Source organism: Avibacterium endocarditidis (assembly GCF_002921145.1).
Taxonomy (GTDB): Bacteria; Pseudomonadota; Gammaproteobacteria; order Enterobacterales; family Pasteurellaceae; genus Avibacterium; species Avibacterium endocarditidis.
Genome location: NZ_PQVI01000092.1, coordinates 1 through 23,352, shown reverse-complemented (window position 1 = coordinate 23,352; position 23,352 = coordinate 1). Strand labels below are relative to the sequence as shown.

Here is a 23,352-nt window from a genome sequence, read left to right as displayed (position 1 = left end):
ATGATATTCCTATCTTAAAATAGCTGATAACCTTGCTTTTTAAGCATTTCCACTTTCCGTTCCCATTTTTCTTTATCATCTGGAGATACTCCCCATATGAATCCTTTTGCCTGCATACAGCTGATGATTAATGTATCTTTTTCTGTTGGGGCAACTTTATTCATCCCTACGTCATAAATCCATTTTGCCTTGCTAATTCTGGCTTCTTCATTACTTGTTCCTTGTTTATACCAGCGTTCTGCGGGCATAGGAGGGTAGGAAAGCATTGCACAGCTAGTTGTCATTAAGATCATGGTAGCCATAAAAACTTTTTTCATTGTATTTTCCCCATTTGGTTGTATTAAATTAGATATACTCACTCAGAGAGTTAAATATAGAATATACAACATCAAAGAAATCAACTCAAGCGTATAAATGGCAAAAAATATCATTCAAAGAGTATTAGATTACGGAGAAAAGAATGAGCAAGTTTATAGCCGCTGAAGTTGATGCTGCGATCGGTAAAAAAATTCAACAAAGAAGAAAAGAAGTGGGGCTAACAGCGGAAAATCTGGCAGAGCAAATTGGGGTTTCTCAGCAGCAGTTTTCGCGCTACGAACGTGGGGTTACTAAGATTAATGTGTCGCATCTTGTGAATATTGCCGTAATTTTGAATACGCCAATTAGCTGGTTCTTTGCCGATGTCAAATCAGAAAATCTCACTTTTTCTTTACAAGATGAATACGTCCCTATTCGTAATGACGCCCTAAAAATGCGCTTAGATTATCATTGGGGGCATTTGAGCAATGATCAAAAACGCAATTTAATCAATTTTCTGGATTCAATCCATAAAACCTAAGTAGTGGGGCTATTTAAAGTTCTATCAATTTCCCCCATTTTACGCTATCCTATACCACATTTTCTTATTCATCTATGCCGCCTAAAATCGCCGTAATAAATGGGCAAAGTGCGGTCAATTTTTTAATAATTTTTAAAGGTAATTTTATGCAAGAACATTATCGTCCCGATTTGATTGAGCCTGAAGTTCAGAAATATTGGGCTGAAAATAAAACATTTAAAGCGGTGAAAGATCCTGCTAAAGAGAAATATTATTGTCTTTCAATGTTCCCTTACCCATCAGGTCGCCTGCATATGGGGCACGTTCGCAATTACACCATTGGCGATGTGGTTTCCCGTTATCAACGAATGAATGGTAAAAATGTGTTACAGCCGATGGGTTGGACGCATTCGGGTTGCCAGCAGAGGGGGCGGCGGTGAAAAAATAAAACTGCGCCAGCAAAATGGACATACGAAAATATTGACTATATGAAAAATCAGCTCAAAATTTTGGGCTTTGGTTTTGACTGGGATCGTGAAATTGCCACTTGCAAACCTGAATATTACAAATGGGAGCAATGGTTCTTTACGGAGCTTTATCGCAAAGGCTTGGTGTATAAAAAAAGCTCTAGCGTAAACTGGTGTCCGAATGATGTAACCGTGTTAGCGAACGAGCAAGTCCACGAGGGGCGTTGCTGGCGTTGTGATACCCCAGTGGAACAAAAAGAGATCCCACAATGGTTTATCAAAATTACCGACTATGCCGAGCAATTATTGGGTGGTTTAGATCATCTGCCAGAATGGCCAGAAATGGTGAAAACGATGCAACGCAACTGGATCGGGCGTTCGGAAGGGGTGGAAATAACTTTCAACATTGAAAATTCTGATGAAACCGTAACAGTTTATACCACACGTCCTGATACTTTCTATGGCGTGTCTTATCTTGCTGTGGCAGCTGCGCACCCATTAGCAGAAAAAGCAGCGCAAAATAACCCCGCACTTGCACAGTTTATTCAAGAAGCCAAAAACACGAAAGTGGCGGAAGCTGAGCTTGCCACAATGGAGAAAAAAGGAATGGCAACGGGCATTCACGCCATTCACCCGATTACAGGAAATTAGTGCCTGTTTGGGTGGCGAATTTCGTGTTAATGCACTATGGAACAGGTGCGGTAATGGCCGTGCCAGCACACGATGAGCGTGATTATGAGTTCGCTAAAAAATATGATTTACCACTTTATCCAGTGATTACACCAGCAGACGGTAGCCCGTTAGACTTATCACAGCAGGCTTACACCGAACACGGTATTTTGATCAATTCAGCAGAATTTGATGGCTTGGATTTTGACGCCGCATTCAATGGCATCGCCGATAAATTAGAAAAAATGGGCGTGGGCAAACGCCAAGTGAATTATCGTTTACGCGATTGGGGCGTATCTCGCCAACGTTATTGGGGCGCGCCAATTCCAATGCTAACACTGGAAAACGGTGAAGTTGTGCCTGCCCCATTGGCAGATTTACCAATCGTGTTACCTGAAGATGTGGTAATGGACGGCGTGCGCAGCCCGATCAAAGCGGATCCAAATTGGGCAAAAACCACTTATAACGGACAACCCGCATTGAAAGAAACCGACACTTTCGACACCTTTATGGAATCTTCGTGGTATTACGCGCGCTACACTTGCCCAGATTTTCATCAAGCAATGCTCAACCCTGATGAAGCCAATTATTGGTTGCCTGTGGATCAGTATATCGGCGGGATCGAACACGCTACAATGCACTTGCTTTACTTCCGTTTCTTCCACAAATTATTGCGTGATGCGGGGCTAGTCAGCTCTGATGAGCCAGCGAATAAATTGTTGTGCCAAGGAATGGTGTTGGCTGATGCCTTCTATTACACCAGCGACACCAACGAGCGCATTTGGGTATCACCAACGAAAGTAACCCTTGAGCGTGATGAGAAAGGACGCATTATCCGTGCCATTGATGATGAAGGACGCGAGTTAGTCCATAGCGGAATGACAAAAATGTCCAAATCGAAAAACAATGGTATTGACCCACAAGAAATGGTGGAAAAATACGGTGCGGATACCGTGCGTTTGTTTATGATGTTTGCCTCCCCTGCGGAAATGACCTTGGAATGGCAAGAATCAGGCGTGGAAGGGGCAAATCGTTTCCTACGCCGTTTATGGAATTTAGTGTTTGAATACAGCAAAAATCCAGCAAAAACTGCGCTAAATCCGACCGCACTTTCAAGCCAACAAAAAGCGCTTCGCCGTGATGTGCATAAAACCATTGCGAAAGTGAGTGATGATATTGGTCGCCGCCAAACCTTTAACACGGCGATTGCTGCGGTAATGGAGTTAATGAACAAATTGACCAAAGCCCCATTGGACGATGAGCAAGATCGCGCGGTAATGGCAGAAGCCTTAAATGCCGTGGTAAGAATGCTTTACCCAATCACCCCACACATTTGTTTCCAATTATGGAAAGAGCTTGGCAACCAAGACGCCATTGACTTTGCCCCTTGGGTGAAAGCTGATGCGCAAGCAATGGTTGATGATGAAAAACTGGTGGTGGTGCAAGTAAACGGTAAAGTACGCGCGAAAATCACTGTGCCTGCGGATATGGCAGAAGACGCCATTAAAGAAATCGCCCTTGCCGATCCGAATGTACAAAAATTCCTAGACGGTTTAACCATTGTAAAAACCATCTATGTACCAGGTAAGTTATTTAGCTTTGTCGCGAAATAATCCAACCGCTCCACTCATTGAGTGGAGCGAATTATTAAGAGAAAACACTATGTTGAATTTACTTAAAAAATTATGCCTTGTCGGTGCGTTGGCAACGCTCACGGCTTGTGGTTTCCACTTTGAAAATGGTGAATTAATTCCGCAAGAGATGAAAACATTGCGTTTAGAAAGTAGTGATCCTTATGATGCGATGACGATTGCTATGCGCAAGCAGTTGCGAGCCAATAACATTCAGCTTGTTGAGCAAGGTGATGTGGTGGTGTTGCGCTTAAATAATGCTCGTGAGAATAGCGAAGTGGCGTCCATTTTCAAACAGGGGCGTGAGGCGGAAAAAGTGCTAGTGTTGCAAGTGGAAGCCAGCGTTCAGCTTAAAAATAAACAACGTTATCCGATTAACACCCAAGTTACACGCACTTTCTTTGATAACTCGCGCGCTGCCTTAGCGAAATCTGCCGAGAAAGAAGTGATTTGGAACGATATGCGTGAACAAGCTGCGCGTCAGCTTATCACCAAAATGGTAGCGTTAAAACAGCAGGTGAAAAGCCAATAATGCAACGTCTGTTTGCTGATCAGCTGAGTGCCTCGCTAGAGAAAAAATTGGTATCAATTTATTGTCTGGTGGGGCAAGATCCCTTGCTTTTGCAAGAAAGCAAGGATCTCATCTGCGCTGTGGCAAAACAGCAAGGTTTCGATGAAAAAAATGAAATCACGCTGGATAACAGCACCGATTGGATCGCCTTAAACGAACAAGTGCAATCAATGGGCTTGTTTTTAGCCGTCAAATTTTATTGCTAAATTTTCCCGAAAATCTCACCGCACCTTTACAAAAGCGTTTAGCCGAATTAATTGGCTTATTAAATCAAGACGTGTTGCTTATTCTACAAACAGCAAAGCTCACCAAACCAATGGAAAAGCAAGATTGGTTTGTGCAGGCCAATCAGTTTGATGCGCAATTTTCTATTGTCAATTGTCAGACACCAAATATTGAACAGCTACCCCGTTGGATTGTAGGGCGCAGCAAAGCCTTAGAGATTTTTGTTGAGCCAGAAGCAATCCAGCTTTTGTGTTACAGCTACGAAAATAATCTTCTTGCCTTAAAGCAAACCTTACAACTGCTCGCCTTGCTTTATCCCAAGGATAAAATCACCTTATCGCGCCTGCAAACCGTGGTGGAGCAATCTTCCGTATTTACCGTGTTCCAATGGGTAGATGCCTTGCTTGAGGGCAAAAGCCAGCGTGCCAGACGGATTCTAACTGGATTGCGCGGAGAAGAAATCCAGCCTGTGATTTTATTGCGCACCTTACAACGCGAGCTAATCACCCTGCTGACACTGACTCAACCACAACAAGGAATGAGTAATATTGATCAACTGCTTTCTACCGCGAAATTGCGTGAGCAGTTTGATCAACTCAAAATTTGGCAATCACGCCGCCCGCTTTTTCTGCAAGCGATCCAACGCTTAACTTATCGCAAATTGTATAAAATCATTCAACAGCTCGCTGAATTAGAACGTATAGTAAAACTTGAATTTAGTGATGATGTGTGGGAAAAATTGGCCGATTTATCTGTGCAGATTTGTCATTAAATTTTTAGCTTTAGTCAGCGTTTTTAAGAAAGTGTCGCTATCTTAAAATCTGATGAATTTTCACTTAATTAGCTGATTTTTCTAGTTTATTTCTATCTTGGTTAGAATTTTTTGTAGGCACTCAGCAAAACCTTGTGGATTTTCTTGATGGGCATTGTGCCCAGCGTTCGGGATTAAATGTAAGTTCAGTTCGTTTTCCACCGCCATTTGGTGGAATTTGCTATCGTTTTCACCGCACAGATAAAAAATTGGCAAGGAATTTGACCGCACTTGTGGGCGAAAATCAGGTTGTTTGGCAAGGGAGGTGGCTTTGAGCATTTGGGCGATATTCTCACCACAATTAGCTTGGCGAAGTTGAATTAAAGCTTGGCGTTGCTCAGCGGTTAAGTGAGAAAAAACGTGTTGTTGGTACCAATCTTCTAACACTTGATGCGCAGGCTGAGTGGCAAAGCGGTCTGCCCAATCACAATCATTTTGCCAGCGCTGTTGGCGTTCTTGCTCACAGGTTAGCCCTAAATTTGCGCCTTCTAAAATCAGCCCTTGTAAATTGCCTTTTTCACTTCTGCTTGCAAAGCATAGTAAAGGGCAAGCCGTCCGCCGAGGGAATAACCGATTAAAAAATAAGGCTGATTTTGCACCGCACTTTGAATTTGCGCACTTAAGATTTCAGCACTTTGAGCAAAATCTTTGGCTGCAAGCTGTTTGTTTTCGCCGTGAAAAGGAAGATCAAGAGCAACGCAAGGAAAGTGCGGTAGTTTTTCGATGATTTTTTGCCAATCGGCTTTTGTGCCAAGTAACCCGTGCAGAAAAACCAGATGCGGACGTTGCGTTGCCATTTTGTTATTGAGATCTTATGCGCCAATCACCGCGTGACTAATTTGTTCAATCAGGCGTTTATAAATATTGCTGCCATCACTGTTGTTTACCTTAATTTCAATCAAGGTGGCTTCACGGCGGAAATAAGCCTGTTTCAGTACCGAGCTTAAATCGGCCCAAGTGTAAGGGCGCGCATATTTGAGATCAAACATTGATGCTGCGTGAGAAAATTCCAAATTATGTGGCATACGATAGAATTTATCTTTCATTTCCGCATCCACAGGCAGCATATCGAAAATTGCGCCGCCGTTATTGTTGATAACAAAAATAATGGTTGGCTGGTTCACCTTTTTAAGCAACGCTAAGGAATTGAGATCGTATAGAGCAGAAGTATCCCCTAACATCGCAACCACAGGCTGATTTGAGCCTAGACTTAACCCTGCAGCGGTGGCGAGCAAGCCGTCAATGCCACTTGCGCCACGGTTGGTGTAAACAGGGTAGCCTTCGGGCAGTTTGGTGAGTGCATCAACCAAGCGCACAAATAGGCTGTTGCCTAAAAAGAGCAGACCATTGTTCGGCAATAAACGCTCCAAATGATGGGCTAAAGAGGCTTCATTCAAATTGCCCCCCACTTGCTGTTCCACAAAGCTTGCGCAGAACTTGGCAAGGGCGATTGGCTCAAGTAGCCAAGGTTTTTGGCGCAACGGTGGGTGAGCGCGTAACCAATGGTGAATTTTGCCATTAAAACGAGTGTGCACGTGATGGTTTGGATCAACTGAATTATCGGACGGTTCAACAATCCAATATTCCCCTTTAAACGCCGCCATAAATTGATTAATGCGCTTGCTGATAAAATGCGAACCAAATTGCAACACAATATCTGCTTCCAGCAGTTTTTGTTAACCGTTTGATTTGCCAGCCAAATATCGGCATAAGGCAAGGTTGGCTCAACACCCGATTGAATATCGGTGAGCATAATCCAGCCTTGGGTTTCAGCCCAAGTGCGAATGCCCATAGATTGCTCTGGTGGTAGTTTACCGACCAAGATGATCCCACGTTTCGTGCGCCAATGATCCCAATGCTCGTGCATTACCACTTCTCGTTGTGGTGCTTGATGATTATGCCACGGCTTATTTTGGCTTAGCCAACGTTGAATTGGCGTAAGCCAAGAATGTTGATCTATCTGATCTGCATTGGCTTCATACAATGGCTCCGCAAATGGCACATTAATATGCACCACACCAGCGTGCTGGCTTTGGCGATAACAAGCCTGTTCCACAATCGAAATCAACCAATTTGGCGTGTAATCTTGGCTAGGGCGCGGTAAGTCCACCGTTGCCACAGGATAATCGGCAAAAATATTGTGCTGTAAAATCGCTTGATTTGCACCGCACTCTAATAATTCTGGCGGGCGATCAGCGCTTAATACAATGAGATTAACCCCACTTTGGCGTGCTTCAATCACCGCAGGGTAAAGATTTGCCACCGCAGTGCCAGAAGTAACAATAATCGCCACGGGGTTTTTATGTGCTTTGGCTAAACCAAGGGCGAGAAAGCCCAAACCACGCTCATCAAAATGAGTATGGCATTTGGCTTTGCCACCTTGTTCAAGGCGTGCCGCTTCTAACGTGAGTGGAGTAGAACGAGAACCGGGGGCAATGCAAAAATGGCTGACACCTTGGCGCACAAGGGTTTCCAAGATCACTTTTGACCAACAACGATTAAATACACTCACTGACATAGGGTTCTCCGTTTATTTTGTCCGTTCTTTTTATTCTTGTAATAAAGAAATTAATCCTAAGGCTTTACGCTCAATTTCTTGCCATTCTAACAAGGGAATAGAGCCTTCAACAATCCCTGCACCGGCAAAAACGCGAATTTGTTCTTGCTCAATGAATGCAGAGCGAATGGCAACGCAAAATTCAGCCCATTCTTTTTGCATTACGCCCAATGTCCCTGCATACCAACGGCGATCAAAGGTTTCCGTTTGGCGTAAAAAAGCAAGCGCCTCGTTGCGCCCTAAGCCTGCCACAGCCGCGGTGGGGTGAATGGCGTTTAAGAAAATATCATCGCCATATTCCGGGGAAATTTGCGCTGAAATTTGGCGTCTTAAATGCTGTACCTGACGCAAGGTTTTTAAACCCAAAGGGGACACCGTAATGTGTTGGCTATAAGGGGCAAGATGTTGTTTAATATCATCAACAACTAATTGATTTTCATAAATATTCTTTTCATCTTGCAACAACCATTGCGCTTGTTGTTCGGTTTCTTGTGCATTTTCACCCACTAACGCTGTGCCAGCTAAGGCTTCAGTTTGCAGCTGTGAATCTTGCCGCTGATACAGGCGTTCAGGGCTGGAGCCAATAAAAATACATTCTTCCGTTTCGGCAAAAAGAAAATGATAGCAACCGAAATTATAGCGTTCACTTTCGCCCAAAAAATCATAGGCGTTCAGTTTGCCTTCTGATTGGAAAAGGGTTTCATTGGCCAATACGATCTTATTCAGCACGCCTTGTTTAATGTGCTGTAAACCTTTTTCCACCCATTCGCACCATTCATTTTGTTCTGCCCGTTTTTTCCAAAATGAATGGATTGTTGAATTGGGCAAAGTGCGGTGCTTTTTTCAAAGGTTTTTAATGCGTTTAAACAGGCTTGGCGTTCTTGCCTCAATATCTTTTGTTTGATCGATAAATAACTGAATGTTTAACTTATTTTCTTGCTGTTGCAAATACAGACGCGGCAAGAAAAATTGGCTTTCGCCATAAAATTGCACGCCACCCAATAAAGGATAACCGCTTTGTTGCATAAAGGCTTGTGCCTGATTTAATTGCGAAAAGCCGCGCACTTGCCCGACAGCCGTCACAACTTGGGGGCTATCGCGGAAATTCAAGTAAAACTGCGGATAGGTTTTTTGCCCTTTTAACCAGCTTAATAAATTGAGATCGGTTTCAATTTCTGCCTGCACGCAAGCGATCCCTTGTTGCGTAGGCAGTGCAGGGGAAATTCTCTCGATCAGCTGTTGTTTAATTGATTGCAAATTATCCATTTAAAAAGCGTTGTTTTTGGCAAAAAAATCAGTTAAAAATAAGGGCTAATTCTACCGCACTTTGGCAGAATTTTTTATAAAATCTTTTCATCTTTGCAAAATAAGCGTAAAGTGCGGTGAGAAATACGCCGATTTTTATCGGCAATTTTTTACCCCAATGATAGCAGCGCGCAACATTATTGATATGGCAACCAAAAGGATAATAACAATGACAAAATTTCCTAAATCAAGCAAGTTAGAACACGTTTGTTACGATATTCGTGGGCCAGTGCATAAAGAAGCACTGCGTTTGGAAGAAGATGGACATAAAATCTTAAAATTAAATATCGGCAACCCCGCGCCTTTTGGTTTTGAAGCGCCAGATGAAATTTTGGTGGATATTTTGCGTAATCTGCCCTCGGCACAAGGCTATTGCGATTCCAAAGGTTTATATTCTGCGCGCAAAGCCATTGTGCAATATTACCAGTCAAAAGGGATTCACGGCTCGAATGTGAATGATGTGTATATCGGCAACGGTGTGTCTGAGCTAATAATGATGTCAATGCAAGCCTTGCTGAATAATGATGATGAAGTGTTGATCCCAATGCCAGATTATCCATTATGGACGGCAGCGGCCACTCTTGCAGGTGGAAAAGCGGTGCATTATTTATGCGATGAACAGGCAGATTGGTTTCCTGATTTAGAGGATATTAAAAGCAAAATCACTTCGCGCACCAAAGCCATTGTGATTATCAACCCGAATAACCCAACGGGCGCAGTGTATAGCAAAGATTTATTACAAGGCATTGTGGATATTGCTCGTGAACATAATTTAATTATTTTTGCCGATGAAATTTACGACAAAATTTTGTATGACGATGCGGTTCATCATCATATTGCTGCCCTTGCGCCGGATTTATTAACTATTACCTTTAATGGTCTGTCAAAATCTTATCGTGTGGCAGGTTTCCGTCAAGGCTGGATGATTTTAAACGGCCCGAAACATCAGGCAAAAGGTTATATTGAAGGCTTGGATATGCTGGCTTCAATGCGTTTATGTGCTAACCATCCAATGCAACACGCCATTCAAACCGCATTAGGCGGCTATCAAAGTATTAATGAATTTATTCTGCCAGGCGGGCGTTTATTAGAGCAACGCAATAAGGCTTATGAACTGATTAATCAAATCCCAGGGGTAAGTTGCGTTAAGCCAATGGGCGCGCTTTATATGTTCCCGAAAATTGATGTGAAAAAATTCAATATTTATGATGATGAAAAAATGGTGCTGGATTTATTACGTCAAGAGAAAGTGTTATTAGTCCACGGACGCGGTTTTAACTGGCATTCCCCAGATCACTTCCGCATTGTTACCTTGCCTTATGTGAATCAAATTGAAGATGCACTTTCTAAGTTAGGGCGTTTTTTAGCTAATTATCGTCAGTAATATATGAATTTTAACGCCAGTGAGTACTGGCGTTTTTATGTTTTCGCTGTTTAAATTTTCCTTCCAATATTTTTAAATTTCTCTACAAAAGCAGCAATCCTTTTAAAGACAGCTTGTTTTTCGTTCTATATTGCGGATTTAAAGGGCTAAGTTTTGGTAGCGCTTCATTTAGTGCTGTACCATTTTCACTTGCATAGCCACGTTTTAAAGAGGTTGAAATATAGCGTTTTGCAGCTTCTTCATTAAGTTTTTTCATTCTTAATGAGTTCATTCGCTTCTTTTTCTTGTTCTAATTGGGCAAATTTATAAAAGGATTCTATAACTTCAACTCTATCAGGAATGCTATTAAGATCAGTTTGCTGAATAAAGTCAATAATTAAACTTCTTTGGCTCGATGTCCTACACTGGAACGAATAATTCTGCGTGCTTCTTTAATTAAATCAGGTTTATTATCGGTTTTCTTATTTTCATTAAAATTAATTCTAAAATATAATCTAAATTAATTTCTTGTGATTTTAATAGATCAACCTCGAAAACATCACTCCAATCAATATTTAATCTTTCTTGACTATTCCCATCAGTCTGTTGGCGCTTCCAATCACGAATATCATTATAAGTAGAAAGATAGTCTTGACGGATTTTCTCAGGCAGAACAATAGGATATGTTACATATTCACCATTTTCCTCATTAATTTGATTTCCAGAATTACTACTATCTGTGATTGCATTATATTCATCATAATTTCTTAGAATATTATCAATATGCAAATACTCACCAAATAATTTCGCAAAGGCTTTCTTATCTGATTCTTTTTCTATAGCAGTTGGAGCAGGAAATCTCGTTTGCAACTCTTTAACAATTTCTTTATATCCTCGAACTCGCTCACCCGCATCATTCACATAACCATTCATATAATCCTGATAACTACGTTCTAGCACCACATTTGCGGTATTAGTATTAGCATTGCCAAAAAGAGTAATGGCATCAATAGTGGCTTGTTCTAAATCACGGAAAGTCACAATATTGCCAAAGGTTTTAGTGCGGTTAAAAATGCGGTTGGTGCGTGAATAGGCTTGAATCAGCCCGTGATAACGCAGGTTTTTATCTACAAATAGGGTATTTAAGGTTGGCGCATCAAAACCCGTTAAAAACATGCTCACTACAATCAGCAGATCAATTTCTTGATTTTTGACCCGTTTGGCAAGGTCACGGTAATAGTTTTGAAATTCCTTGCTGTCTACACCGTAATTGGTTTGGAACATAGCATTATAGTCGCCAATAGCTGCCTGCAAAAATTCTTTGGCAGAGCTGTTCATCGCCGTGGGTTCAAAGTTTTCATCTTCAATATCGCCAATGGCATCTTGCGCTTCATTGGGCGCAAAAGAAAAGATGGTGGCAATTTTTAGCGGATTTTCTACCGCACTTTGTAACTGCTTAAAAATCTCATAATAATGTTTGGCGGCCTCCACACTGCTTACGGCAAACATCGCATTAAAGCCCTTGCCTGAGGCATTGAGGCGGTGGGTTTTTTGTTTAAAGTGTTTCAAGACATAACGAGCAATTTCTTTTAAGCGCTCAGGGTGCAGAAGGGCTTGTTTGTTTTCAAGAGCGGAGAGTTCTTTAAGATCTTGCTCTTGCTCCACAGCTCTAAATTTAGGGCGGACATCGTTATAATCCACTTTAAATTTCAGCACTTTCTCATCACGAATGGCATCGGTGATGACATAAGAATGCAATTTACTACCAAAAACGCTTTGCGTGCTTTCTGCACCTAAGGCATTTCCTTTTTTTACTAATACACCGTTGTCATATTCATCAGGAAAAATCGGCGTACCGGTGAAACCAAACTGGCAGAATTTTTTAAATTTCTTTTTAAGATTTTTCTGTGCTTCACCAAACTGTGAACGGTGACATTCATCAAAAATAAACACCACAGGCTGCCCGTAAATCGGCAAGTTGTCTTCTGATTTCATCAGATTGTTGAGCTTTTGAATGGTGGTCACGATGATTTTATTATCATCTTTTTCAATATTGCGTTTTAAGCCAGCGGTGCTGTCGGAACCATTGACGCTATCGGGCGAAAAACGCTGATATTCCTTCATGGTTTGATAGTCCAAATCTTTTCTATCCACCACAAAGAACACTTTGCTAATAAAATCTAATTCCGTGGCAAGGCGTGCGGCTTTAAAACTGGTGAGGGTTTTGCCCGAGCCTGTGGTGTGCCAAATAAAACCGCCGCTTTCGGGCTTGCTCCAGTTGTTGCCTAGATGCGTGCTGTGGATTTTCCACAAAATACGTTCGGTGGCAGCAATCTGATAAGGCCGCATAATCAAAAGCGTATTGCTAATATCAAAAACGGAATAATGCAACAGCACATTGAGCAGGGTATTTTTTTGGAAAAAAGTAGCGGTAAAATCTTTTAAATCTTTAATCAGTTCATTATCGGACTGTGCCCAATTCATCGTAAAATCAAAGCTGTTTTTATCGCGCTTGGTGGTGTTGGCAAAGTAGCGCGTATCGGTGCCGTTGGAAATAACGAAAATCTGCAAATATTTAAACAGGGAATTTTCTGTATTAAAGCTCTCTTTGCTGTAACGATGCACTTGATTGAACGCCTCGCGAATCGCCACCCCGCGTTTTTTTAGCTCAATTTGCACCAGTGGCAAGCCATTCACCAGCATCGTTACATCATAGCGGTTGGCGTGCGTGCCTGTTTGCTCAAACTGTTGGATCACCTGCAAGCGGTTGCGCTGAATGTTCTTTTTATCCACTAGATAAATGTTCTGGATTCGCCCATCATCAAACACGAAATCATAAATATAATCGTGGTGAATTTTTCGGGTTTTATCAATAAGGGTTTCAGCAGGTGGATCAAGATACTCCGCCACAAAACGCACCCATTCTTCATCACTGAAACGCACTTCATTAAGCCGTTGTAGTTGCTCGCGCACATTTGCCAAAAGTTTGTCATTGGTGGTGAGGTCTTGGCGAAATTCATAGCCTTGCTGCACGAGGTCGGCGATAAATTCACGCTCCAAATCCGCCTCGCTTTGGTAGTGGCTGGGCTGTTCGATTTTTTCGTATTCATCAAGGATAATGAATTTCGGGGTTTCGGCGATGGGGGGTGGTTTCTGTTTGCATAATTTAACGTTTCCAGTATTGTTCAAAATGTTTTAAGGAATGATTTTTCTTAAAACATTCTTTCATTAATATTAAGATATCTTCTTTGTTTTTCCATTTAACTCTGCTTCAAGATCGTCTATAGCATGTGAGTTCACATCAAATAGTTTTTTTGCTCCAGAGATATCTGAATAGAATTCAGTCAAGCTAAATCCGTTAAATTTAGTATAAGTCTCAATAATTCTTCTGATTGGGTTTAATATCATGGTTTCTTTAATATCATCGTTTAGAAATAACACCTCCAACTCCAACCAAAGAGATTCATAATTAGTTTTAAAATCATCTTGCTTACTTTCTATATGCTTAATTTGTACTTTTCTATCTAATTTTTCTAGCCTAATAAAGTTATTTTTAGAGTAACTTTCCCTTTTATTATCAAATCCATATTTTACATTTAAGTAAAAATGAGCGTTATGTGTTAGTATAATTAATTTATTTTCTCCATTGAGTTTTTGGGCTAACCTTTGTAAGGTCTCAATAATTACATACTGAAATGTATCGTCATTAGAGTTCATTGGGTCGTCAAAAATAATACATTTTTTGTTATCAGCTTCTGCTAATTTCTCAATAAAGTAAAGAAAAGCAAGGATATTTTTCTCTCCAGTAGAAAGTTCATCAACATTGCGTTCTTGATTAGTCAGTAGACATTTGATCTTATATTCATTGCCATCTTCTTGATGAACAAGTTCAAAAGAAGCATGTGAAGCCAGTTTTTTATAACTTTCCTAACTAAAATTTTTTCATTGCGAGTGCTAGCTTGAAGAGCAGTAATTTTTTTCTTAAATACTTCAATATGTTCTTGTAGCTTTCTTATTTTATCCTTTTCTTTTTCAAAATCTTGTTTTACTTTATCAAAGTTTTTGTCTATTTTCAAACTCATTACATTCAACTTCATAATGAAAATCATCAAGATGCTCTTTTACTGCATGATAACGTAGTTTTTTCTAGCTTCCTCTTGTTCCTCTTGTAGGTTATTATTATTATTTTTATTGACCAATTCATTATATTCTTGAATGCAATGATTAATATCATTAGGAATCGCTAAGGATAATTCATTGCTTGGAGAGAATAAACTATCCTTCTTTTAGTCAATTCTAATATTAAGCTATCTATAAATCTCAGAGTATCTGTTTTGAGTTTATTAATTTTATTAGATACTATCTCTACCTTATTTGAGTGCAAGGAATAGAATTCATTTGTGTTTATTTTGATATTATCATATGCTGATTTTACTTGTTCTAAGTATTTTATTTTCTTTGAATAGTATCTTGAATCTCTTTGAATTTGTTTACAGAAAAGTATGTATCAAGCTCTTGCCATATATCTTCTTGAACTATCCCATTACAAAAAGCACAGTGATCACCTGCTTTATGTATTTTTAATCCTTGCTCTGCAAAAATTTTTTTTGAATTCAGTGTCCAGTCTATGTATGATTTTTGCTTCTTCTATTTTGCTTGACAAAATACTATTAACGTCTGACAAAATTTTTTCTAAATCACAACATGGTGCTTCAATTTTTTTTGCTTTTTTAAGTTCTGACCTAAGTAGTGCGTTAAGTTCTTGGATTTCATCGGTGGACAAGGACTTAGCATTTTGAATATCTAATTTAAAGCTATTAATATCGTAAGTTGTTGGAGCAATTCTTCTAATATCATCTTTAATCGTTTTGGCTGAGTTTCTGCAAAAATTATCAATTTTCCCCCGCTGTTCTTTTACTTTATTTTCTTTCTCATTGTATTGAGAGCATAGGTTTTCAGGCTGCTTTTCTGATTTAGTAATATTTTCATTAATCTCTTCAATCTGTTCTTCTATCTTTTTAATTTCAAGCTCATTTTCTTTAATTTCTTTATCAATATTGGCATTTTCTTCACCGAGAATAACTGTTTCTAGTCTCTTATTTTCACTAACAACCCCTTCAAATCCATCAAATATTCTTACATCGTACCCTGAGTCATGTTGTTCTTTGATTAGTGAAGCAATGGTTGATTTACCACATCCATTTTTCCCAAAGACAAAATTAATTTTTTAATCAAATTGGATCTCTTCATCTTCAAAAAATGCTTTTGAAGTTAAGTTTATTTTCATAATGACACCTGTATAATATTAATTATCAAATCCAAGCAACAAATCCCGATAATAGGCATACTGCTTCTGCCGTAGGGCGATTTCTTTGGGCAAACCCTCCGAAAGCGAATGCGCCAGCGTATGGAATTTATCTAAAATGCCCGCAATACGCTTTTGTTCCTCTATCGGGGGCAGGGGGATGGAAATTAAATTAATTGCTTTTAAACTTAATGTTTTTTGATTTCCTCCTCCGACATTTTTTTCAATAAATTCTTGGGCAGACTTAGAGGTCAAAAAATAATACATAAATTTAGAATTGATATGTGAGTGTATTACAACGGTATTTTGCCCCATACATACTGCATCATCGAGTGGAACAATACTAACATTACCATAAGACCCAACTCTTGACATAACTAAATCATATTTTTTAGGCGTGTATCTTTTAGTAAATTCCGCAAATACTTCTTCACTTACCTTAAAAGTCTCCTCAAGGTTTAAGAATCCTCCCTTAATATCTGTTACACGGCACATGCTTAAACCTTTATCGGCATAAACAGGCGTTTTATGTAAAGAATCTATTACGTCCGCCACCTCCCCCAGAACTATAAACAGCGTTATCAAAGTCTTCTATTGCCACTGCGGAAAATCCAATTTCATCAATTATCTCTGACGACGGAGTTATAAAAACATCTCCTGCTTTTATATCACAATCTTTAATTTTTTGCTCACTCGCTGTTACAACCATTGTAGGGGTTTCATTGGAAATATATTGATTATTGAAAACATCAACAAAGTTAAGAAGCCTTACTTCTCTCTCATTTTCTTTTTCTTTTTATCTACGCCCACATTGGCTATTTCACACATCTCCCCGAGGGTTTTCCATTCTACGGGGGCGCCTTGTAGTAGTTTTTCTAAGTAGTTCATAGCTGTTTCTTCTTCGTCTTTTGGGTTAATGTGTTAATGGCTTTCAGGTAGTCTTCTTCTACGGAGCTAAGGGTTTTTGCCTTGTATTTACGCAGTTCGGCTTTGGCTTTTTCTTGCGCTTGGGCAGAAGAGATTTTGCCAGCATTTTCCAGCACTTTTCTGCCGGTGGAGGACAAAATTGTATCCAGTTCGCGCAAGAAATCTTCCATACGCATTTCGTGCTCTTCTAGGGTGTTGAGTTCGGCTAGGTCAAAGTAGGCGGCAACGAGGTTGTTGAGGATTCTGAGTTCTTTTTCTTCCAAGAAGTTTTTGGCGATCATGGCTTCTGCCTGTGTGGGCTGCGCACCTTTAAAGTGGGTTAGGCCGGCAAAAGGTTTGTCGCTGTCTACACGGTAGTAGATGACTTCGCTGGCGGTATGTCCATGAGCAGCGTAGTGCAGTTTGTTTTGTACTGTTTGGAAAAACTGCTTGCTGATGTCGCTTTGCGGGTCGTAATCGGTGGCAGTGGCATAGAGATCCAGCACTTGGCGATACATCACTTTTTCGCTAGAGCGGATGTCTTTGATGCGTGCTAAAAGTTCTTTCCAATAGCTACCACCACCGAGGTTTTTCAGCCGTTCATCGTCCATAGTAAAGCCTTTGATGAGATATTCTTTAAGCCGCGTGGTAGCCCATTGGCGGAAGCGAGTTCCCTGCAAGGATTTCACCCGATAGCCTACGGAGATGATGACATCAAGGTTGTAGTAATTCACTTCATAATTTTTGCCATCGGCGGCAGTTGTTCGGAATTTCCGAACAACTGAATCTTTTCTAACTCATTCTCTGCAAAAATATTTTTAATATGTTCGCTAATGGTAGATTTAGCTTTGCCAAAAAGCTGTGCCATTTGGTCTAGGGTCAGCCAGACGGTTTCATCTTCTAGGGTTACTTTGATTTGTATACCGCCATCGGCCGCGGTGTATAAAATCATCTCGCTCATGCTTCTATCTCTTTGATGATTTGAGTAATCTCTCCACGTAGCTGGCTGATTTTGGCAACGGTGTCATCAATCTCAGCATTGAGCTGGTTGATGTCAATCACCTCGCGCGTGTCTTTCGCTTCCACATAGGTGCTAACGGAAAGGTTGTAATCATTTTGCGCGATGGTGCTGTTGTCTACCATGGCAGAGAGATGCGGTACATCTTCTTTTTNNAAAAGTTCGATGATGTGGCGATATGATCATCGGTCAGCGCATTGTTGTTGGTTCTTTTTTGAAAAATTCCTCACCGCTGGCGTTGATAAACTGGGTTTTAGTATCAGGTTTGTGCTTGGAAAGTACCAAAATATTCACCGCGATGGAAGTGCCAAAAAATAGGTTGGGCGGCAGCGCAATAATGGTTTCTACAAAGTTATTGTCTACCAAATATTGGCGGATTTTTTGCTCAGCACCGCCGCGGTAAAAAATCCCTGGGAAGCAAACAATGGCGGCACGGCCTCTAGCTGAAAGATAGTACAAGGCGTGCAGCACAAAGGCAAAGTCAGCTTTGGATTTTGGCGCAAGCACGCCAGAGGGAGCAAAACGCTCGTCGTTAATCAAGGTGGGATCATCTGAACTAATCCAATTCACTGAATAGGGCGGATTGGAAACAATGGCATCAAAGGGTTTTTCATCGCCATATTTCGGGGCAAGAAGGGTATCACCCAACGAAATGTCAAATTTGTCGTAATTGATATTGTGCAGGAACATATTCATACGCGCCAAGTTGTAGGTGGTATGGTTGATTTCCCGCCCAAAAAATCCCTCTTGAATCAGGTGCTCGTCAAATTGCTTTTTAGCCTGTAAGAGCAAAGAACCCGAACCACAAGCAGGGTCATAAATTTTATTCACTTCTGTCTGTCCGTGCATCGCCAGCTGTGCAATGAGTTTAGAAACATTCTGCGGGGTGAAAAACTCACCGCCCGATTTGCCTGCATTGGCGGCGTAGTTGGAAATCAAAAATTCATAAGCATCGCCAAAGAGGTCAATATGATTATCCTCAAAATGGCCAAAATCCAAATCTGCCACGCCTTTAATCACGGCAGCAAGGCGTTTATTTTTATCTTCTACCGTGTTGCCCAGTCGGGAGCTGGTGACATCAAAATCAGCAAAAAGTCCTTTAATATCCCGCTCGGAATCGTACCCGTTAGCAGAGCTTTCAATGGCGTCAAAGATTTTTTTCAAATCCATATTTAGTTCAGAGTTGATGTGAGCATTTTTAGCGATATTGGTAAAAAGCTGTGAGGGATAGATGAAATAGCCTTTGGTTTTAATTGCATCATCTTTAATTTCTGGGGTGATGGCATCATCAGGAAAGCTGGCGTAATTTACATCAGGATCGCCACCTTCAATATAATGAGTAAAATTTTCGCTGATGAAACGGTAAAACAGTGTGCCTAAAACAAATTGTTTAAAATCCCAGCCATCTACGGCGCCACGGACTTCATTGGCGATTTGCCAGATTCTACGTTGTAATTCTGCACGTTGCTGAGTACTTGTCATTTGTGTTCTCCCAAGATTTGATGATATTTCTTCTAATTATGTTTTACTTACTGATTGTTTGTTAATAAATCTGTTACTCCCCAAAATCCGCCGGTAAATGATGCAACATTGCTTTCCAAATGCTGCTGCTGCGTTCGCGGTTTTCCGCTAGGCATTGAATGGCAAGTTCAACGTTGCCTTGTTCGCAGCTTTGGCGTAGGGCTTGGTAAAATTGCATAGTGAATTGGCGTGATTTGGCTTCAGAAAAGAATAACGATGCCACTTGGTGATAGAGATCTTTAAAGCTATTTAGAATTAAACCATAGACGGGTTTGTTAGCCACAAAGGTAAAAGAGCGGTATAAATTATAGTCAAATTCTGCGTAGGCTTGTGGGGTGTCGGCCAAGTGCGGTAGGTTTTCAAATAATTTTAATGAAGCGGCAGGATCGGTTTGAATGGCTTCTGGGATATAATGTTCCCCCATTCGAGTGCGCAAAGACACCACATTGGTGATGATCACAGGAATGGTGGATTTATCAAGCTGAATCAGCGTGCTGATAATGTTTGGCCCAGCGGTTTCCCATACGTTATTCACGCGGGTTGGTTTACCGTGTTGAATGCTTAACCAGCCATCACGGGCAAGGCGTTGCAACACTTCTCGCAATGTCGTTCTGGTTACCCCGATTTTTTCTGCTAATTCCCGTTCTGCTGGTAGATCAGAACCTGGTGGAAAATGGTTATTCCAAATGCTTTTTACAATATATTCCTCAGCTAATCCCGCTGGGCTTTGGGCTTTAAGAAGCGACTGATGATTATTCATACTTTTGCGCAATTATTTGTTGAAAAATTTGTGATATAGATAACAAAATAGAGATTTGTTATTATCCTTGAAAGGTGGATATATTACAATTAGCACAGTTATATTTTTCGTTTTAAAGTAAAGGTCGTAATATGAACTATTCTCAAGCATTTCTGAAAAATTTTCTTGGTTCAAGTCCTGATTGGTACAAACTGGCAATAGTCGGATTTTTAGTTTTAAATCCGATTTTGTTTTTTTGTGTTAGCCCATTTATTGCGGGCTGGGTGTTGGTTGCGGAGTTTATTTTAACGCTTGCAATGGCGTTGAAATGTTATCCATTACAACCCGGCGGGCTGTTAGCCATTGAAGCGGTGATGATTGGAATGACTCACCCCGAACACGTTAAAGAAGAAATTATGGCAAATTTTGAAGTGATTTTGCTGTTAATGTTTATGGTGGCGGGCATTTATTTTATGAAACAGCTGCTCCTTTTCATTTTTACCAAGCTGTTACTCAACATTCGTTCTAAATTGGTGTTATCCCTTTCATTTAGCTTAAGTGCGGCATTTCTTTCCGCATTTTTAGATGCCTTAACCGTGGTGGCGGTGATTATTAGCGTGGGAATGGGATTTTACGGTGTGTATCATAAAGTGGCATCAGGCAAACAATTCGATGATTCTGATGATATTAATGATGACAAACACATTGGCAATAGCCGTGAAACCTTGGAAGAATTTCGTGCCTTTTTGCGTAGCTTAATGATGCACGCAGCCGTGGGGACGGCATTAGGCGGCGTGATGACAATGGTCGGTGAGCCGCAAAATCTGATCATTGCTGAACAAGCAAAATGGGGCTTTGGCGAATTCTTTTTCCGTATGACGCCAGTTACCGTGCCAATTTTAATTTGTGGCGCATTAACTTGCCTTGTGGTGGAAAAATTCCGCTTATTTGGTTATGGTGCGAAACTTCCGCGTAAAGTGTGGGGCGTACTGGCTAAATTTGACCGCAACCGCCAGCTCAAAATGAACAATCAAGAACGCGTAAAATTGGTGATCCAAGCCTTAGTCGGCGTATGGTTAGTGGTTGGCTTGGCGTTCCATTTGGCTGCAGTCGGGCTAATTGGGCTAAGTGTCATTATTTTATGTACATCAGCTTGCGGTATTACCAGTGAACACGCGCTCGGTAAAGCCTTTGAAGAATCCTTGCCATTCACTGCATTGTTGGTGGTATTCTTCTCAGTGGTGGCGGTGATTGTGGATCAACACCTGTTTGCACCTATTATTGATCTTGTGCTTTCTGCTTCCGAAGATGTGCAATTAATGCTGTTCTATGTTTTCAATGGGGTGTTATCCGCGATTTCTGATAACGTATTTGTGGCAACGGTTTATATTAACGAAGCAAAAGCTGCATTAGAACAACAGATTATTTCGCCACATCAATTTGAATTAATTGCTGTCGCCATCAACACAGGGACAAACTTGCCATCGGTGGCAACGCCAAATGGGCAAGCGGCATTTTTATTCTTGCTGACTTCTTCACTTGCGCCGTTAATTCGTTTGTCTTATGGAAGAATGGTTTATATGGCGCTACCTTATACAATTGTGTTATCTTTAGTAGGGTTATTTGCGGTAGAATTTTTATTGCCAGCAATGACACAACTTTTAGCACAAATTGGATTAATTACGCCAGTATAAGAAGGATTCCCAATGCTGAAATATTTCAAACAGTTATCACTCAATCGTGGTGGTTGGTTGCTTTTATTGATCTCAACAATTGCGTTAGAAAGCACCGCACTTTATTTTCAACACGGAATGGGGTTGGCCCCTTGCGTAATGTGTATTTACGAACGAGTCGCCTTGTTTGGCATTACATTTTCAGCATTAATTGGCTTGCTTTATCCACGCGCATTAATTTTGCGTTTATTGGCATTATTGGTGGGCTTGGGTAGCGCAGTGAAAGGCTTATTGCTCGCCATTAAACACGTTGATTATCAGCTCAATCCGGCACCTTGGAATCAATGTTCTTATATGGCTGAATTTCCACAAACCTTGCCATTAGATCGCTGGTTGCCTTATGTATTTAATCCAACGGGATCTTGTGCGGAGATTAGCTGGTCTTTCCTAGGCTTCTCAATGGCACAATGGATTGTGGTGATTTTTGCCTTTTACAGTCTACTGTTGGCGGTTTTATTAATTAGCCAATTTAAACGGGTAGAGCAAAATCGTAATATTTTTAGGTAATTGGATTATAACTGAGGATTTTATATAAACATTGAATGATTGTAGTAAATAAGGGGCTGTACTAGATACTAGAGCAAACTTTCCTTAACGAATTGCTTTAAAGTTGAAATTTGAGATTTTATGTTACTATTGAAAACGCCATTCGTATTCCCTAAAATACAGTTCAAAATGCCTCTTTGGAATGCAATTAAACTTGTATAAATGACGTTTTGCTTGGTTCCAAAAATTCTCAATTCTGTTTATATGGTTATGATTTTCAGCAAAATGTGTGCTGTGGTTGAGGCGAGGACAGCTAAATTGACTTACATCAAGTACATCATAGCTAAGGTAGGTATCCGTGTAAATAATGCTATCTCGCGGATTTGTAATAACGTCGCTGGTTGAGTATTTTAGGTACAATAACGGTATAAACCTTGCCATTTCTCTTGAGAAGTCCAAAAAATACCACGACTCTTTCTGCAGCACAGCCTTGTTTGCTTTTGCGAGCACCGCCGAAATAGCTTTTATCGACTTTGATCTGCCCCTCAAACATTTCCAAATGTAGATTGGTTTGATAGATGAGTAAGCGTGATTGATGAAAGTAATAATCGGCTACATTTTTGTTTACATTGACTAACTCACTTGCTGTTCTCGTTGTAACACTCGCAACAAACAGTTCAATGAGTTTGTTTATGCTGACTGGGCGACTTTTTCTCATTGACCCATTCTAACATAAATGGAATTTTAGTCGTTATCTAGTACAGTCCCTTATATTTTTTAGTTATGTCAGAAACTTATTCTTCATTACGTTTACTTAATATACAAATCCTTCGCCGGTTACGCCATTATTTGCAACTTGCGGAGCAATATTTTCAACGTACTTTCCCAATGCCGACAGTGAGTTATCAACTGCGTGGGGTGAAAGCAGGCGTGGCATATTTGCAGAAAAATGAAATCCGTTTTAACCGCACTTTATTGTTGGAAAATCCTGACTATTTTTTGCAACAAATTGTTCCACACGAATTAGCTCATTTAATTGTTTATCAAATGTTTGGGCGAGTTGCGTCGCACGGCAAAGAATGGAAAGCGGTGATGGAAAACATTTTCCAGCAACCTGCGGAAATTTACCACAATTTAGATGTTAAAAGTGTGCAGGGGAAAACCTTTACTTACCGCTGCGGTTGCCGCACTCACGATCTTAGCGTACGCCGCCACAACAAAGTACAAA

15 protein-coding genes and 8 pseudogenes are annotated in these 23,352 nt (G+C 40.6%); 8 read left to right on the top strand and 15 right to left on the bottom strand.

Features of this window, described 5'->3' with window-relative positions:
• Positions 1-14: 14 nt before the first annotated feature.
• Complete coding sequence (locus C3Z13_RS07435; protein WP_103855503.1) at positions 15-317, bottom strand: hypothetical protein; 303 nt, start codon at positions 315-317, stop codon at positions 15-17.
• 143 nt (positions 318-460) lie between these two features.
• On the opposite strand from C3Z13_RS07435, the gene C3Z13_RS07430 reads away from it, so the two are divergent.
• The 4 genes and pseudogenes from C3Z13_RS07430 (at position 461) to holA (ending at position 5,152) form a co-directional block, all read left to right on the top strand.
• On the top strand, positions 461-838 hold the full coding sequence (locus tag C3Z13_RS07430) for a helix-turn-helix domain-containing protein (RefSeq protein WP_103855502.1): 378 nt from the start codon (positions 461-463) through the stop codon (positions 836-838).
• A 74-nt stretch (positions 839-912) separates the two neighbouring features.
• Positions 913-3,501 (top strand): annotated as a pseudogene (locus tag C3Z13_RS07425) (class I tRNA ligase family protein).
• A gap of 114 nt (positions 3,502-3,615) precedes the next feature.
• On the top strand, positions 3,616-4,116 hold the full coding sequence (locus tag C3Z13_RS07420) for an LPS-assembly lipoprotein LptE (RefSeq protein WP_103855501.1): 501 nt from the start codon (positions 3,616-3,618) through the stop codon (positions 4,114-4,116).
• Positions 4,116-5,152, top strand: a pseudogene (gene holA / locus C3Z13_RS07415) (DNA polymerase III subunit delta). The gene C3Z13_RS07420 and the pseudogene holA overlap by 1 nt, the downstream one beginning before the upstream one ends.
• Before the next feature lie 81 nt (positions 5,153-5,233).
• On the opposite strand, the pseudogene menH reads toward holA, so the two are convergent.
• The 3 pseudogenes from menH to C3Z13_RS07400 all read right to left on the bottom strand — a co-directional run bounded on the left by menH (position 5,234) and on the right by C3Z13_RS07400 (position 9,014).
• A pseudogene (gene menH, locus C3Z13_RS07410) lies at positions 5,234-5,988 on the bottom strand (2-succinyl-6-hydroxy-2,4-cyclohexadiene-1-carboxylate synthase).
• A 15-nt stretch (positions 5,989-6,003) separates the two neighbouring features.
• A pseudogene (gene menD, locus C3Z13_RS07405) lies at positions 6,004-7,709 on the bottom strand (2-succinyl-5-enolpyruvyl-6-hydroxy-3-cyclohexene-1-carboxylic-acid synthase).
• Between the two features lie 30 nt (positions 7,710-7,739).
• Positions 7,740-9,014: pseudogene (locus tag C3Z13_RS07400) on the bottom strand (isochorismate synthase).
• A gap of 208 nt (positions 9,015-9,222) precedes the next feature.
• Between C3Z13_RS07400 and C3Z13_RS07390 the strand changes: the two are divergent.
• Positions 9,223-10,437 carry a pyridoxal phosphate-dependent aminotransferase gene (locus C3Z13_RS07390; protein WP_103855498.1) on the top strand — a complete coding sequence of 405 codons (1,215 nt, stop codon included), beginning with the start codon at positions 9,223-9,225 and terminating at the stop codon, positions 10,435-10,437.
• Between the two features lie 50 nt (positions 10,438-10,487).
• Here the strand turns inward: C3Z13_RS07390 and C3Z13_RS07385 are convergent.
• From C3Z13_RS07385 to fadR, 10 genes and pseudogenes are all read right to left on the bottom strand, one after another.
• Positions 10,488-13,605 (bottom strand): annotated as a pseudogene (locus C3Z13_RS07385) (type I restriction endonuclease subunit R).
• Between the two features lie 45 nt (positions 13,606-13,650).
• Positions 13,651-14,259: an AAA family ATPase gene (locus C3Z13_RS07380; protein ID WP_245872588.1), complete on the bottom strand. Its 609-nt coding sequence runs from the start codon at positions 14,257-14,259 to the stop codon at positions 13,651-13,653.
• On the bottom strand, positions 14,256-14,513 hold the full coding sequence (locus C3Z13_RS07375; protein ID WP_181022030.1) for a hypothetical protein: 258 nt from the start codon (positions 14,511-14,513) through the stop codon (positions 14,256-14,258). The genes C3Z13_RS07380 and C3Z13_RS07375 overlap by 4 nt, the downstream gene beginning before the upstream one ends.
• 473 nt (positions 14,514-14,986) lie before the next feature.
• Complete coding sequence (locus C3Z13_RS13025) at positions 14,987-15,640, bottom strand: AAA family ATPase (RefSeq protein ID WP_103855495.1); 654 nt, start codon at positions 15,638-15,640, stop codon at positions 14,987-14,989.
• Positions 15,641-15,721: 81 nt separating this feature from the next.
• Positions 15,722-16,276: a restriction endonuclease subunit S gene (locus C3Z13_RS07365; RefSeq protein WP_245872587.1), complete on the bottom strand. Its 555-nt coding sequence runs from the start codon at positions 16,274-16,276 to the stop codon at positions 15,722-15,724.
• Positions 16,248-16,430 carry a restriction endonuclease subunit S domain-containing protein gene (locus C3Z13_RS11530; protein ID WP_146256883.1) on the bottom strand — a complete coding sequence of 61 codons (183 nt, stop codon included), beginning with the start codon at positions 16,428-16,430 and terminating at the stop codon, positions 16,248-16,250. Before C3Z13_RS11530 ends, C3Z13_RS07365 begins: the two co-directional genes overlap by 29 nt.
• A gap of 175 nt (positions 16,431-16,605) precedes the next feature.
• A complete protein-coding gene (gene rhuM / locus C3Z13_RS07355; RefSeq protein ID WP_483860530.1) occupies positions 16,606-17,361 on the bottom strand; it encodes a RhuM family protein in 756 nt (251 codons plus the stop codon).
• Entirely contained in the window at positions 17,358-17,588 is a 231-nt protein-coding gene (locus C3Z13_RS13085) for a virulence RhuM family protein (protein ID WP_483860529.1), read from the bottom strand. Before C3Z13_RS13085 ends, rhuM begins: the two co-directional genes overlap by 4 nt.
• Positions 17,585-19,127: pseudogene (locus C3Z13_RS07350) on the bottom strand (type I restriction-modification system subunit M). Before C3Z13_RS07350 ends, C3Z13_RS13085 begins: the two are co-directional and overlap by 4 nt.
• 73 nt (positions 19,128-19,200) lie before the next feature.
• Complete coding sequence (gene fadR, locus C3Z13_RS07345; protein WP_103855494.1) at positions 19,201-19,926, bottom strand: fatty acid metabolism transcriptional regulator FadR; 726 nt, start codon at positions 19,924-19,926, stop codon at positions 19,201-19,203.
• A 131-nt stretch (positions 19,927-20,057) separates the two neighbouring features.
• On the opposite strand from fadR, the gene nhaB reads away from it, so the two are divergent.
• Together nhaB and dsbB are read left to right on the top strand one after the other, a co-directional pair.
• Complete coding sequence (nhaB, locus tag C3Z13_RS07340) at positions 20,058-21,599, top strand: Na(+)/H(+) antiporter NhaB (RefSeq protein WP_103855493.1); 1,542 nt, start codon at positions 20,058-20,060, stop codon at positions 21,597-21,599.
• Positions 21,600-21,611: 12 nt separating this feature from the next.
• Positions 21,612-22,145, top strand: a complete 534-nt coding sequence (dsbB, locus tag C3Z13_RS07335; RefSeq protein WP_103855492.1) for a disulfide bond formation protein DsbB — start codon at positions 21,612-21,614, stop codon at positions 22,143-22,145.
• Positions 22,146-22,213: 68 nt separating this feature from the next.
• Here dsbB and C3Z13_RS07330 read toward each other — a convergent pair.
• Positions 22,214-22,842, bottom strand: a pseudogene (locus tag C3Z13_RS07330) (IS1595 family transposase).
• Positions 22,843-22,907: 65 nt separating this feature from the next.
• On the opposite strand from C3Z13_RS07330, the gene C3Z13_RS07325 reads away from it, so the two are divergent.
• Positions 22,908-23,352: SprT family zinc-dependent metalloprotease (locus tag C3Z13_RS07325; RefSeq protein ID WP_103855491.1), on the top strand; the 445-nt coding region annotated here is incomplete at its 3' end.

Excerpts from the sequence above, each read along its gene's own strand:
- C3Z13_RS07435 (WP_103855503.1), bottom strand. The coding sequence starts at position 317 with ATGAAAAAAGTTTTTATGGCTACCATGATCTTAATGACAACTAGCTGT.
- C3Z13_RS07430 (WP_103855502.1), top strand. The coding sequence starts at position 461 with ATGAGCAAGTTTATAGCCGCTGAAGTTGATGCTGCGATCGGTAAAAAA.
- C3Z13_RS07420 (WP_103855501.1), top strand. The coding sequence starts at position 3,616 with ATGTTGAATTTACTTAAAAAATTATGCCTTGTCGGTGCGTTGGCAACG.
- C3Z13_RS07390 (WP_103855498.1), top strand. The coding sequence starts at position 9,223 with ATGACAAAATTTCCTAAATCAAGCAAGTTAGAACACGTTTGTTACGAT.
- C3Z13_RS07375 (WP_181022030.1), bottom strand. The coding sequence starts at position 14,513 with ATGAAGTTGAATGTAATGAGTTTGAAAATAGACAAAAACTTTGATAAA.
- C3Z13_RS11530 (WP_146256883.1), bottom strand. The coding sequence starts at position 16,430 with ATGGTTGTAACAGCGAGTGAGCAAAAAATTAAAGATTGTGATATAAAA.
- C3Z13_RS13085 (WP_483860529.1), bottom strand. The coding sequence starts at position 17,588 with ATGAGCGAGATGATTTTATACACCGCGGCCGATGGCGGTATACAAATC.
- fadR (WP_103855494.1), bottom strand. The coding sequence starts at position 19,926 with ATGAATAATCATCAGTCGCTTCTTAAAGCCCAAAGCCCAGCGGGATTA.
- nhaB (WP_103855493.1), top strand. The coding sequence starts at position 20,058 with ATGAACTATTCTCAAGCATTTCTGAAAAATTTTCTTGGTTCAAGTCCT.
- dsbB (WP_103855492.1), top strand. The coding sequence starts at position 21,612 with ATGCTGAAATATTTCAAACAGTTATCACTCAATCGTGGTGGTTGGTTG.